This window comes from Moraxella pluranimalium (genome assembly GCF_002014825.1).
In the GTDB taxonomy this organism is placed as follows: domain Bacteria; phylum Pseudomonadota; class Gammaproteobacteria; order Pseudomonadales; family Moraxellaceae; genus Moraxella; species Moraxella pluranimalium.
The window spans coordinates 186648-200246 of sequence record NZ_MUYU01000006.1; the positions used below are offsets into that span (position 1 = coordinate 186648).

The following is a 13599-nucleotide window of genomic DNA, read 5'->3' on the forward strand; positions in this document are numbered from 1 at the left end:
CCTAATGCTAAGGCTGTCCAAAATAGGATTAAAACTTCATTTCTAGTGAAACAACAAAGTTGCGATCAGGTGCGGCAAAACTTGCACTTTGGCGAGTGCTTGGATTGACGGTATTGGCAGATGACTGGCGTACCGCTTCCCAAGTACTGTATTTGCGATTGAACAAATTATACACACCTGCTCGCAGAGTGACGTTATCACTGAGATTGACATAACCATTCAGGTCATGCGTGTACCAATGGCGAGAACGTTGGTTGTTGGCATTGTATGCGGTGTTGCCGACATAATTCACGCCTGTCAACTCATCATCTCGCTTAGCCTTAGAGTAGGTTGTGGTAGCACTGACACCCCAAGTGCCTGTTGGGTTATCATAACCCAGTCCTGCAACAAGGCGAGCTGGCTGGATCGCATCAAGTAGTGGATCGCTGGTGTTGGTGAAGTTTGGATTGACGGTGCGTTCTTTGACTTTGACTTGGTTGTATGCCAAGCTTGAGTACCAACCTTCTGGAATGGCTTTGTGCACACTGTGCCAATCCACTTTGCCAAGCACGTTGATGCCATGCAAGGTGACGTCTTGGATGTTATGATAGCCAAATTGGTTATTGGTTAAGCCACGCAGTTCTGCCAAGGCGATCATGTCTTTGTAGCGATTATAAAAATAACTGGTTTCTAGATAACCAAAATCGCCTTTTAGACCAATGCCAAATTCTTGGTTAAGTGATTTTTCGGGTCGAAATTGACCGACATGATGAAACTCGCCTGATGTGTCTCGTTGACTGCCCTGAACTCGGCGACCAAACATTTCATAAAATGCCGGCACACGAAAACCGCTTGAGATACGATACGATAGTGCCAGATAATCGGTCGGCTTGATGGTCAAGCCAGCATTCCATGACCAATTGCGATAATTGCCTGTGGCTGTCCAGTCATCATTTGAGCTGTAGCGATGTTCATCATAACGTAGACCTAGCCCCAAATCGGCAAATTTACCAAAAGCAATGGTATCTTTGAGAGTAATAAAGTAGTTCTTGCCATCGATGCGTCTGGCTGAACAGTCGCTCAAATCCGTGCTGTTGCCACTATAATCACACAAATCAGCACGCACGATGGTGGCTGGATTGGCGGTATAGACATAAGGTCTGTCATACGAACCATTTGGGCTAAAAGTGAGACCATCACGCACGCTTTGCCAAGTTTGCTCGGCGTATTCGTGCATATAGTCACTGCGTTTGAGCGTGGATTGTTGTTTTTGTGCACCTAGACCCAGCTGTAGTTTGTGACTGGATTTGGCAAAGTCAAACGCTTTTTGTAAGCTGATGTCTAGCTGGTCCACTTGTTCACTGTAGCCATTTTTTTCGGATTTATAATATGACCACGGCTTATCTGTGCTTGCACGGCAGGTGGCATCGACAGTTGGATAAGGGGCGCAGCGTCTGTCATGGCTTGTGCTATCTAGCTCAATGCTTTGGCGGTTGTAGGCAAGTTTGAGCTTATCAATGATGCCCAAGTCTTGGTTGTCAAATTGATAAAACACGCCTGCACGGGTTTTGCGATGTTCTTCATCAAAAAACTGCGTACGTGTCCAGTTCAGACCAGCAGGTAGATTGGTGTAATTGAGTCTGAGTCCATTGAGTAATTGGTCATTGGCATAGACGCTGTGAGCCACTCTTGTGCCATTGGCATTTTCTTCGGGCAGATAATAAGCAGGGACGCTCATATCTTGGATGTTGTACTGCTGTTTGGTGTGTTCATAGACACCACCAACATGGTGCTCGGGGCTAAAGCGATAGCCACTTTTGAGCAGCAGTGAGTCTGATTGATAATCCATCGGGTCAGGCATAATACGCTCGCTACCTGTGTAGGCATCTGCTGTCAAAGTTTCGCTAGGATGTAGCATACTTTGGCGATTGGCAAGCTCAAGCTCGCTTAGCGGTGGATGGGTGCGCAGTGTCGGTAGTGTATCTCTGGTCAAAGCAGCACTTGGTTTGGGTGCGCAATCTAGCGTTGGACATTCATCTTTTAGGATAAACCAGCCGTTTGAATAGGCATTTTGGGCAGTGCCAAGTCGCATATCATAGACATCAGCATAGCCTGATAGCCGTGTGATGGTGTGCTCATGGGTGGTTGCATCTTTGTGGACGGCAGTCTCATGACCATCACGATGCGTGTAGATTGCCATTGCTTCAAAGGCACCTTGACGAGCGGCTGCGGCGATGGAGTTGGTGAGTTGACCATTTTTGCTACTATAGGCAGTTTTGGTGTTGAGCCCCCAGTTTTTGTCCTGCTTGATGATGTCACTGGCTTCTTTGGTGGCAAAACCAACCGCACCGCCTAATGCGCCGTTGCCATAATCAGATGAGCTAGAGCCTTTGCTTAGCTCGATGCCACGAATGTTTTCGTACTCGATTTCGTTGATAGCACCGCCATTGGCTTTGGAAAATAGCGTGGTATAAGACTGCGCCTGTGGCAAGCCGTCCACCAGTAGGGCGACACGGTTTTTATCCACACCACGCATGGCATAGCCACTGGTTGCGCCACGTCCTTGTTCGACGACTGAGATACCGGGGTCATATCGGGTCAAATCACGGATACCAAGAATTTGTTCATCATCAATATCTTGGATGCTTTTGACGACTTTGCCCAGTCCTGTGACTTCATTATCCTTACGGCTGATGCGTTTTTTGACAACGATAGTATCAGTTTCAAGGACGACAGTGGGCACGGTGTCTGTGGTAACTTCTTGGGTATCATCATCAGCATAAGCAGTACTGCTGATACTTGCCAAAATAGCACAGATGGCGACACTGAGCAGTGTTGGTTTGCCAAGCTGCGGCAGGGCGTTGGCTGTGTTGATGGATGTATTATGATGCATGGATTATCCTTGTTGTTCAGCTTTTTTATACTTTGCTGTTATGCCTTTTTTAGGCTTTGTTGATTGGGTGGATGTGGCTTATTGGGTTTGGCGTTTGCCACCAAAGACCACGCCGATTTTGTCTTCGCCATCGGTATTTTTATAAATATGACCGCCGACTTCTTGGGCATTTGGCCCATAAAAGCCACCCGTCACTGTGGCATTGTTGATATTGACATACGCTGAAGCGCCAGTGCTGCCACCATCAAGATTAAATCCACCTGCACCTGTATTGGCAGTACCGCTAAAGCCATTGCCTGTAATTTGACCGCCAAGCGTCAACACAGGATTGACACCGCCTGCGGCAAATAGGCTACCGCTAAAGGTCTTGCCCGAAAAATCAAAACTCAAATCAGCACGGCTTGCACTGGCTGGATTGCCCGCATCAGCAATCCAGCGATGCTGACCAGTTTTGTCCACCAACGTTCCTGCCCATGTTCCCTTGTAATAAGCAGTCCCTGTTTGGCGTGCGACATCTTGGCTTGATGTGCGTTCACCAGTGATAAAGTAGGTATAATCTTGAGCATTGACATCGTCGGTGCGATAAAAATAACTGCCCAATTTGACATAGTCCAGATTTTGACAGCAGCCAAGAATACGCAAGGTTTTGGCATTGCCCAAATCATAGTTTAAAATCGGTGCAAATTCTTGGTTGGTCGCACTAGGCAATAGCGAAAACGCCTTGCCATCAATCACAAGCTGTGTGGCATTGCCAAAGGTGTCAAGCGTGCCATCGGTCAGTGTCAAATCACGGGCGACATGGATTTTGTGCGCATCAAACGCTGTTTCGGTATCGGCTTTGCCATCTTGTTTGGCGGCAAATACCCCAAAGACTGAGCTGTCATCTGCCATGAATTTACCTGCCAGCTCTTCGGCATGAGCACCAAAAAATCCCCCTTCAAGCGATGATGAATTTTTGCCAAATAGTGGGTCATTGGGATTGGTTGCGGTGGCAGTACCACGAAAACGGTTGCCGTGTAGTTTGGCATCGACGGTATAACGCTCGGTGGTGCTTTGTGTACCACCACGGGCGAGGTCGTTTTTGGTCAGCTTGCCACTTAGGGTCTTGTTGCCAAAATCAACTTGAAATTCACTGCTATGACCGATGGCATAAGGTGTGCCATCAGTGGCCGTGCCATGACTGCGTTGGGTCTTTTCTTGGGCGGAAGTGGCACCAAAATGGTCGCCTGTATAGACGCCATAAGTTAGGTCTTCAAAGCCGTCAATCACTCGGTCTTTTTTGGCATCGGTGACAAAATCCCAAGTGCCCTTGTAGGTGACAGTTTGACCAACGGGTAAATGGGTAGCAGGGTTGATGCCACGATAATACACATAGCCATTTGCGCCACGATACCACGTTTTATTTTCTCGGTCGATGTAGCGACCTTCGATGTCTTGGACATAGCCTGAGCGGACATAGTCAAATTTGCGCTTGTGAGTATCGCCATAGCCATCATGCGTATGTGTCACCCAGCCACTACTGCCATTGGTGCTGGTTAGCTCATTGACAAAAGGAATATCAAGCGTGCCATCGGCGAGTGTGATGATGTTATCGCTATTTAGATTGGCTTCATTTTCGACCAAATTAGGATAGGTATTACGCATCGGGATTTTGATAGCAGCACCAAGACTTGGCTCCATGAGTGCTTCTAGTGTCTCATCAGATGGACGGGGTGTGCCTGCCACATCGGTTAGGGCGGTGGGTGTGGTGTCTGCACTCACCGTTTTGGTTGGGGTGACGGCATCGGTCTCAAAACCGCCTTTGTTGGTTGTGCATCCTGCCAAAATAGCACCAATTGCCAGTGCCAAAACATGATACTTGGTATAAGTCATTAGCAAAGCTCCAAGAAAAACTGTGATTGTCGGTGGTTAAAATGAGACAGCTGCATCATCCTGCAAGGCCAATGCATGACAGCAGTTGAGCATGGGCTCATTTTGCTATACCACCAAAAAATATGTTATAAAAATGCATTTTGGTTAATTTTAACTCAATTTGTTAATGAAAACAAGAATAATTATCATTAGAGTTACTATTTATTATTGATTTGTAATTTCAAATGAAATTTTGTTTCAACTTGATGTGGCTTGATTGGCGCGCTTGTGTTGTGCTTAGAGTGTAAATTCAAGAGAATAAAAAAGCGTCCATCACTCATGATAGACGCTAAGGGGTAGATGCTAAAAGATGGACTTAGGCTAAACGGACTAAACCAAACCAAGCTTAGTTAAGCTTAGCAAACTAAGTGTCTCACGCTGATTGATTGCCAAGGCTTTGTGCCAACCACTCAACAAAACTTCTCACCGCAGGCACTGCACCGCGATTTTTATAATAAATCATCGACACAGGCACTTGGGGAATCTGCCAATCACTTAGCACTTGCACGAGATTTGGATATTTATCACTGATAAAACGGGGCAACATCCCAATGCCCATGCCTTTATTAATCATCTGCTCAATCAGCAAAAAATCATTGCCAGCGACTTTACTCGCTGGGGTGATTTTGACCGTTTGCCCTTGTTTGTCAAATTTCCAAGGCATAGATAGCGACTGCCCGATAACCTGATGCTGATACAGCTCATGGGGCGTGGCAGGCGTGCCGTGTTTGTCCAGATATTCTTGGGTGGCAAAAATCCCAAAATCCATCATAAACAACGGCCTAGCCACCACATTATCATTCATAATAGAGCCAACCCGCAGTGCGATATCGACGCCGTCTTGAATCATGTTGATTTTTTGTTGGGTGGCATTGATATCAAGATTGACATCAGGATAATGTGACAAATACTCATCGAGCCGCTCGGCAAGCACATGATGGTACAAGTCCACAGGGGCAGAGATTTTGAGCAGTCCACTGGGTTTATCAAGGGTGGTGTGAATGCTTTCGATGGCGATTTGCGCTTGGCTGAGCATATTTTGAGCGTGAACAAAAAACCGCTCGCCCAAGTCATTGAGACTTACACCTTTTTTGCCACGATTGAGCAGCTGAGTGCCGAGTGTTTTTTCAAGTTGGGTCAATCGGCGACTGAGTCGAGAGACAGGAATTCCTGTCAAATCTGATGCCGAACTTAGACTACCTGCCTGCACCACAGCGACAAAAAGACGAATATCATCAAGGCTGACTGTGTTCATGTTATCTTTCCATTTTTGCAAAGATGTCTTGTAAAAGTGTACCTTGTTGCAAAGATAAAAGCAACTATAATAGCCCACATCTTAATCAATCAACGAGAGTAATACGATGACTGCTTTTAAACATCTTGCCAGCAGCTTAAATGATTATGTCCTACTACTGACCCGTGTGGTGGTGGGCTATATGTTCTTATTACATGGCACAGCCAAATTCTTTGAGTTTCCTGTGTCAATGACAGGTGGCAATGGCGCTGTACCGCTGCTTTCGGTGTTTGGTGTGGGCGGTGTGCTTGAGATTGTCGGCGGTGTGCTGTTGATGCTTGGCTTATTTGTGCGTCCTGTGGCATTTTTGTTGGCGGGTCAAATGGCGGTGGCGTATTTTGTGTTTCATGCAGGCGTTGCGCAAATCTTTGACCCGATGAGCAACAAGGGCGAAGCGGCGGCGTTATACTGTATGGTGTTTTTACTGTTTTGGCTGAACGGTGCAGGTAAATTTTCATTAGATAATAAACTGTGTAAAGCCTAACTATTTGATTAATCATTAAACTTATGGAGAAATCATCATGAACAAGCTACCTGTGTTATTTTTGGGTCATGGCAATCCGATGAATGTGCTTGAGCCTGATAATCGGTTTAATCGTGCAATTGCGGATATTGGACGAACTTTACCAAAGCCAAAAGCCATCTTAATGATTTCTGCCCATTGGTATGATGAACAATTACAAGTCTCATCAAGTCCCAATCCGCCGATGATTTATGATTTTTATGGCTTTCCAGAGTCTCTTTATCAGGTGGAGTATCCTGCCAAAGGTGATGTACAGCTTGCGCAAACCATCAGCGAGCTGCTGCACGATGATGGCATTGTCCAAAATGGCGAGCAGGGTTTTGACCACGGTATGTGGACAACGCTCAAATACTTATACCCAAATGCAGATATTCCTGTGGTGCAATTATCCATCAAACGTCATCAGCCGATGGCATGGCATATTGCCATTGCCCAAAAGCTCAAAGCGTTGCGGTCTCAAGGCGTGCTGATTGTCGGTAGTGGTAATATCGTGCATAATCTGCGAGCGGTGCAGTTTCGTGGCGGACAAGCCTATGAGTGGGCAAGTGAATTTCAGCACACCATCAATCAAACGATTTTGGCAAAGGATTTACACACTTTGGCAAATTATCACACCTTGCCCCATGCGTCTTTGGCAGTGCCGACCGAAGAACATTATCTGCCGCTCATCTATATCATGGCGATGGCAGACGGCGATGAAAAAATGATGATTTTTAATGATGAGATTGACATTGCGTCCATCAGTATGACGTCGGTGGCGGTGGGGTTACCCTAATTTATCTTTGCAAATTTGCAAAATAAAATTGCTAAATCCCATCTTGTTGCAAAAATGATAATCATGGATAATACGCTCATCAACTTAAAATTTAAAAAGTGAGCAAAATTATGAAAACCATTTATCATGCAGCAAATACTCGTGGCATTGCCAATCATGGTTGGTTAAACAGCCATCACACCTTTAGCTTTGGTGGTTATTATGACCCTGACCGCACCAATTTTGGCGTACTGCGTGTGATTAATGATGATACGGTCGCAGGCGGTCAGGGCTTTGGCACACACCCGCACAATGACATGGAAATTATCTCTATTCCGCTTGAAGGCGATTTGGCGCACCGTGATAGCATGGGCAATGGCGGTGTGATTCGTCAAGGCGACATTCAGGTGATGAGTGCAGGCACAGGTATTCGCCACAGTGAGATGAATGCCAATACCGACCGTGCGGTGAAGTTCTTGCAAATTTGGGTCTTGACTCGTAAAAATGGCGTAGAGCCCCGTTATCAACAAATCCGCATCGCCGACAGTGCCACACCAAATGATTTTCAACAAATTCTATCGCCAAATCCTGATGATGCAGGCGTGTGGATTCATCAAGATGCGTGGTTTAGCCTAGCGGATTTTAGCGATGGTACAAGCAAACATTATGATGTTAAGCGTGATGGTAATGGTGTGTATATCTTTGTCATTAAAGGCAGTGCCAAAATCGGTGAAATTGTACTCAATGAGCGAGATGGCTTGGGCGTGTGGGATACTGATGGCTTTGATGTGAGTGCGATTGGCGACAGTCAGATTCTGCTGATGGATGTGCCGATGGATGTACGCAGTGCCACCAATCAATGATTGAGCAACGATTGGGCTGTGTAGCAAGCCATCTTTGCAAATTTGCAAAATTATCTTGTAAAAATGCTACTTGTTGCACAGATGAAAATCACAGATAATAGCAAGCAAGTTCGGTATTGAGCAATATTTGTTACCAAACACCCATTTAACCAAAAATATCTTGTGGTATGCTAAGTCCACAAATCAAAGACAAAGAAGGAAAATTCTTATGACTAAACAAGTTGCCGTATTGATTGGTAGTGCCAGCACAACATCATTCAACCACCTAGCGGTGAAACATCTACAACAAATCGCTCCTGCGTCGATTCAGCTAAATATCGTAGAAATTGGCGATTTACCCCTATATGACCGTGACCTAGACAGCCAAGATGTGCCACAGTACACTCGTGTGCGTGAAGCGGTAAAAGCAGCTGATGCCGTGATTTGGGTGACACCTGAGCATAATGGCAGCTATTCTGCGATGCTAAAAAACGCCATCGATGTGGTTTCACGCCCAGCAGGTCAAAGCCTGTGGATTGGCAAGCCACTAGGTCTGGTGAGTGTCAATGCAGGCGGTAGCAATCGCGCCGTAGATGCACTGCGTACAGTGGCGGCGTGTGCTTATATCAGTATGCCTGTTGCGCCATTTGCAGCGGCGGTCGGTGGTATCTTTGCCGGTGCGTTCAATGAGCAAGGCGAATTGGTTTCTGAGCAAGCCAAAGGCACGCTACAAGGCTTTATCAATAGCTTTGCCGAGTTTGTCGCAAAATTCTAATTGGCTTGATACAATTTAATACTAATAGTGTCTGACAGACCTAAGCCATCCATGAATTATGGATGGTTTTTTTTGCGCAACTGTTGCTATTCATTCGTGATGATTTAGGCTAAAATATAGCATCTTTTGTTATTTTGCTCGATTTATGCAACCAACTCACCACAAAACCCATTCGCTCAAAGAGCGGATTCATGTCATCATCGAAGGCACAGACACGCCTGCGGGTAAGCTGTTTGATGTCTGTATTTTGGTGGCGATTATTGCCAGTGTCCTTGTGGTGATGCTCGATAGCGTGCTTGAGCTACGCATTGCTTATGGTCGCTATTTTGCGGTGGCAGAATGGCTATTTACCATTTTATTCACTATCGAATATGCCTTACGCCTGTATTCATCACCCAATCGCCGAGCTTATGCGTTTAGCTTTTTTGGGGTGGTGGATTTGCTTGCGTTATTGCCGACTTATTTGAGTCTGTTTTTTGTGGGTACGCATTATCTGCTGGTGGTGCGTATTTTGCGTATTTTGCGGATTTTTCGGGTATTTCGCCTAAAATCCTATATGCAGCAGGCGGGGTTTTTGGCGGCGGCGTTCAAGACCAGTCAGCATAAGATTACCGTATTTTTCTTATCTTTATTGCTACTTGTCACCATCTTTGGGGCGGTGCTGTATGTGGTCGAAGGCCCAAAGCATGGCTTTACAAGTATTCCTAAGTCCATCTATTGGGCGGTCGTGACACTCACCACTGTAGGCTATGGCGATATTTCGCCCAAGACACCGCTTGGTCAGGCGATTGCAAGCATGGTGATGATTACCGGTTATGCCATCATTGCCGTGCCGACGGGGATTTTTACCGCTGAGCTGACCCGCACCATGCGCCCACAGCTGCAGCCAGTCTCTTGTCCCAACTGCGGTAAATTTGGCCATGCGACCAATGCCAAATACTGCGACCGCTGTGGTCATGATTTGCACGTATAAATCAGTGGTAGATAAAATTGCCCCAAGCACACACTTGGGGCAATTTGTTTGGGTAAGTGAACAGATTTAGAACTGATAAGTCGCTGAGATACCAAAGTTGCGACCGGGAGCGGTATAGCGAGCAAAGCCATAACCATCAGCACCTACCATCTGATTGGTGTTGGTGGTGTTGAACATTCTTAGGGTTTCCCACGGGATGTATTTGGTGTTGGTCAGATTGTACACGCCAGCATTGACGATGAACTGTTTATTTTGACCAAATTTTTTGGTGCCATAAATATCCACGACCATTGCGCCTTTGCTCTTATCGGCGTATTTATAGGTATCTACATATTCATCATAGCCTGTGACGGCGGTGGCGGTTTTGGTATAACTGCCTGTGGCGCTATCGTAATTATATCCGCCATAGTAACATTCATAAAAGCCACCGGTGCAAGTAGTAGTAACCGTTTCTTTGATTTCTGCAACTTCAACAGATTTGGTGTCTTTGGCTTTTTTGGCGGCGATACCACGCACACGAGCGTGCAGTGACCAGTCTTCATTGGGTGAAATATAATCAGCGCCGACAATCAGCGTCGCAGGCACGGATGCCAATGTATTAATGGTCGCCACTGAGCCATCATCGAGTGTGACTTTGGCGCTGTCACGAGCGGTATGATAATCTGCTGAGACGCTCAAGCGACCTTTGGTGTTGAGCCAATTAGATAGGTCGGCTTTTGCGCCTAGGCGTACGCCATAGATTTTGGCAGTATCAAGGTTGGTGGACTGTAGGCAAGTGCTGCGACTATCACAGCCGTTGGTATTGCCTTGCCAAAAACGGGTATGGATAAAATCATCATACTGTGTCAAATAGCCTGATGCGGTCAGGGCAACATCATCATTCACCGTCCATTTGAGCTCAAGCTCTTGGTTGAGTGATTTTTCGGGTTTGAGTGCATAGTTTGGCACTTGGCGAATACCCATACCTTCAAAGTTACTATAAATCTGCGATACCGTCGGCGCTAAAAATCCCGTGCCAATCTTATAACGAGCATCAAGCTTATCAGCGATGACTTCATAATCAAAGCCAGTATTCCAAGTCAGATGATGAAATTTGCTTTGTGCCAAGCCATTGCCTGAGCGATACAGTTGGCAGTAGATGGTGGTGTTTGAGCTGTTGTTGCAGACATCATTATTACGAGTGGTTTCGCTAAGCCCATTGACATCATTTTGGAAATACGGTGAATAAGTAAAATTATCATATCGAAGCCCTGCCAAAGCACGCAGGCGGTCATTTAGGCGTACACTATCGGTCAATGTGATGCTGTAGTTGGTCTTGTCGGCATCGGGGAAGGCATACGATAGGTGGTCCTTGATGTATGAGCTATTAGATAGATAAGTCGCTGAGCTTGTGTAGTCGTGCTTGGCGTATTTGGCATCTAGGCTAAGCTTATGTTCGCCAAATTTACCAAAGTCAAACGGCACGGATTTTAGGCTTAGGCTGACTTGGTCGGTCACTGTCTGAGTGGGGCGATATTCACGGTTGGATAGGGTGACGTTGTCTTTGTTGAGCACCATTTCTTTGCCACGATATTCACACATCCATGATGAAATGCTCGGGTCAGAGCAAGTAAATTCACGGCGATACACCCAAGTATCTGCAAGACCCAGCACATCACTGTGCGTATAATCCACGCTTAGCGTATCTAGTGCAGAGCTGTTGTCAGGTTGGTAGCGATAGTTTGCGCCATAGCTTTTGAGCTCTTCGACATCGTGTGCGCGGCGAGTGGTGTTGCCTGTGCGTGAGCCTGTGCTGTTGGTGCTTTCGACGTTGATGTCATTTTCGGTGCGTTGGTACATACCGTGTACGCCTAGGCGGTGTTCATCGGTTGGTAAGAAATACAGCTTGGCAAGCACGCTCTCTTTGTCAAACGACATCGGGTTGGGATAAATGAGTGATGCGGTATCATAAGCTGATGGCATCTCTTCTTCACTAAATAGATACTCTGGATTGACACGTGCATAGTCAGCACGACGCATGGCGTGGTTCTTGGTTTCGCTACCTTCTTTATAGCTGTAGTTGAGCAGACCTTGTGCACGGCCGTGGTCAAAGGCTAGGCCTGTGGCGATCTGCTTTTCGCTATTTTTACTGTTGTAGCCGATTTTGGCATAGCCACCAGCGGTATCATCACCTTGTAGGATATCGCTTGGCTCTTTGGTCAGATATGCCACTGAGCCACCGACAGCGCCTGAGCCTGAAGTCAGACTGTCAGCACCTGCGGTGATGCGAACGCTATCCATCAACTCAAGGTCAGGACTAAAGCGGCCTTCGTACATATAGCCATAGGGTGAAAAAATCTCATTACTCTCAACATCAGGCAATGGCACGCCGTCGATATTCATCGCGACACGGTTGCCATCGACACCACGAATGGCAAAGCCTTTATTGCCGTAGCGACCCACGTCGGCGACATCCACTTCGGTATTGTAGCGTACCAAATCTTTGGCATCTTGGATATTTTGGGCATCCAGCGTATCTCGGCTGACCACTGCTTGTCCGACTTGGGTCGGGGCGGTGCGTTCAAGGATAATCTGATCACCTTCAAGCACGACGGTCGGTGTCGTGCTTTGAGTATCTGCTGGTTCGCCATCATTGGCATAAGCCTGTGTGGACATGGCAAGTAGCACGGATAAACTCAGTGCTGATAACGCGGATGGATGGGTTTGGGTTGTCATGGTCATGATCCTTATTGGTTCATCATTAAGCAAATTATGCAAATGTTGCACTATTATAAATCAGCCTAATTATTTTGTAAATAATAATTACTATCATTACCATTTGTATTATTAAATGATTATCAATTAAATAATATCGTCTGTTATGACGTGGAGTCGGTCAATGGATTTGTGATACAATTCGGTGCAGATACCTAGTGATGGACTCAGATAATATGACACTTCGACAGCTATGGCGATATGCGCCGATGACCATTGTACTTATCGCAAGCTTTGTGGCTATGGCGATTTATCAGATGATGGCAGGTGTGAGCATTGATGCACAGACAAATGCTGATTTGATACGCTTTGGGGCGGATTTTGTGCTGCTGAGCATGAGCGATGAGCCGTGGCGACTGCTGACGAGTGCGTTTTTGCACATTGGGCTGATGCATTTGTTGTTCAATAGCTTTGCGATGTACTTTTTTGGGCAAGTGGTCGAAGTCATCACAGGCTCGGTGCGGTTTTTGGTGCTGTTTGGCTTGTCGGTGGTGGGTGGTAATCTGTTGTCCAATTATCAATCATGGCAAGCCATCCTAGCAGGCGAGCTACCCACCATCTCGGCAGGGGCATCAGGCGGTATCATGGGTATGGGGGCGTTTTTGCTCGTGCTTGCACTCATGAAAGCGCCCATCGGTATTCAGCTAAATACCAAAAGCCTAGCCATCGTCATGGGACTCAATATCATCATGGGCTTTGCCATTGCAGGGATTGATAATGCAGGGCATATCGGTGGGATGCTGACAGGGGCAGTGCTTGGTGTGGCGTTGAGCGCGGAGCGTCGGCTGACGCATCGACTGGGGCATTTTCCGTATTTTTGGGCGACGGCGATGCTACTTGCGCTTGGCTTTATGGGCTTTTGGTGGGTGCTACAAGGCGAAGTGGTGGCAAGGTTGTAGCA

At 46.5% G+C, this 13599-nt stretch carries 10 protein-coding genes; 6 read left to right on the top strand and 4 right to left on the bottom strand.

From position 1 onward, the window contains the following. Nucleotides 1-28: 28 nt before the first annotated feature. From B0680_RS02095 to B0680_RS02105, 3 genes are all read right to left on the bottom strand, one after another. On the bottom strand, nt 29-2872 hold the full coding sequence (locus B0680_RS02095; RefSeq protein WP_078253394.1) for a lactoferrin/transferrin family TonB-dependent receptor: 2844 nt from the start codon (nt 2870-2872) through the stop codon (nt 29-31). Nucleotides 2873-2950: 78 nt separating this feature from the next. Continuing rightward, nucleotides 2951-4744, bottom strand: a complete 1794-nt coding sequence (locus B0680_RS02100) for a transferrin-binding protein-like solute binding protein (RefSeq protein WP_078253395.1) — start codon at nt 4742-4744, stop codon at nt 2951-2953. Nucleotides 4745-5156: 412 nt separating this feature from the next. Further along, entirely contained in the window at nt 5157-6038 is an 882-nt protein-coding gene (locus tag B0680_RS02105) for a LysR family transcriptional regulator (protein ID WP_078253396.1), read from the bottom strand. A 106-nt stretch (nt 6039-6144) separates the two neighbouring features. Between B0680_RS02105 and B0680_RS02110 the strand changes: the two genes are divergently transcribed. The 5 genes from B0680_RS02110 (at nt 6145) to B0680_RS02130 (ending at nt 9944) form a co-directional block, all read left to right on the top strand. Further along, a complete protein-coding gene (locus B0680_RS02110; RefSeq protein WP_078253397.1) occupies nt 6145-6561 on the top strand; it encodes a DoxX family protein in 417 nt (138 codons plus the stop codon). 37 nt (nt 6562-6598) lie between these two features. Beyond that, entirely contained in the window at nt 6599-7375 is a 777-nt protein-coding gene (ygiD, locus tag B0680_RS02115; RefSeq protein WP_078253398.1) for a 4,5-DOPA-extradiol-dioxygenase, read from the top strand. 110 nt (nt 7376-7485) lie between these two features. After that, nucleotides 7486-8217: a pirin family protein gene (locus tag B0680_RS02120; protein WP_078253399.1), complete on the top strand. Its 732-nt coding sequence runs from the start codon at nt 7486-7488 to the stop codon at nt 8215-8217. Between the two features lie 208 nt (nt 8218-8425). Beyond that, complete coding sequence (locus B0680_RS02125) at nt 8426-8971, top strand: NADPH-dependent FMN reductase (protein WP_078253400.1); 546 nt, start codon at nt 8426-8428, stop codon at nt 8969-8971. 145 nt (nt 8972-9116) lie between these two features. After that, nucleotides 9117-9944, top strand: a complete 828-nt coding sequence (locus B0680_RS02130) for an ion transporter (protein WP_078253401.1) — start codon at nt 9117-9119, stop codon at nt 9942-9944. Nucleotides 9945-10010: 66 nt separating this feature from the next. Here B0680_RS02130 and B0680_RS02135 read toward each other — a convergent pair whose 3' ends face one another. Further along, the gene (locus tag B0680_RS02135) at nt 10011-12659 is read right to left on the bottom strand and encodes a TonB-dependent hemoglobin/transferrin/lactoferrin family receptor (protein WP_158078289.1); all 2649 of its coding nucleotides are present in this window, start codon (nt 12657-12659) and stop codon (nt 10011-10013) included. Nucleotides 12660-12874: 215 nt separating this feature from the next. Between B0680_RS02135 and B0680_RS02140 the strand changes: the two genes are divergently transcribed. Then, nucleotides 12875-13597 carry a rhomboid family intramembrane serine protease gene (locus B0680_RS02140; protein ID WP_143821325.1) on the top strand — a complete coding sequence of 241 codons (723 nt, stop codon included), beginning with the start codon at nt 12875-12877 and terminating at the stop codon, nt 13595-13597. Nucleotides 13598-13599 lie beyond the last annotated feature (2 nt).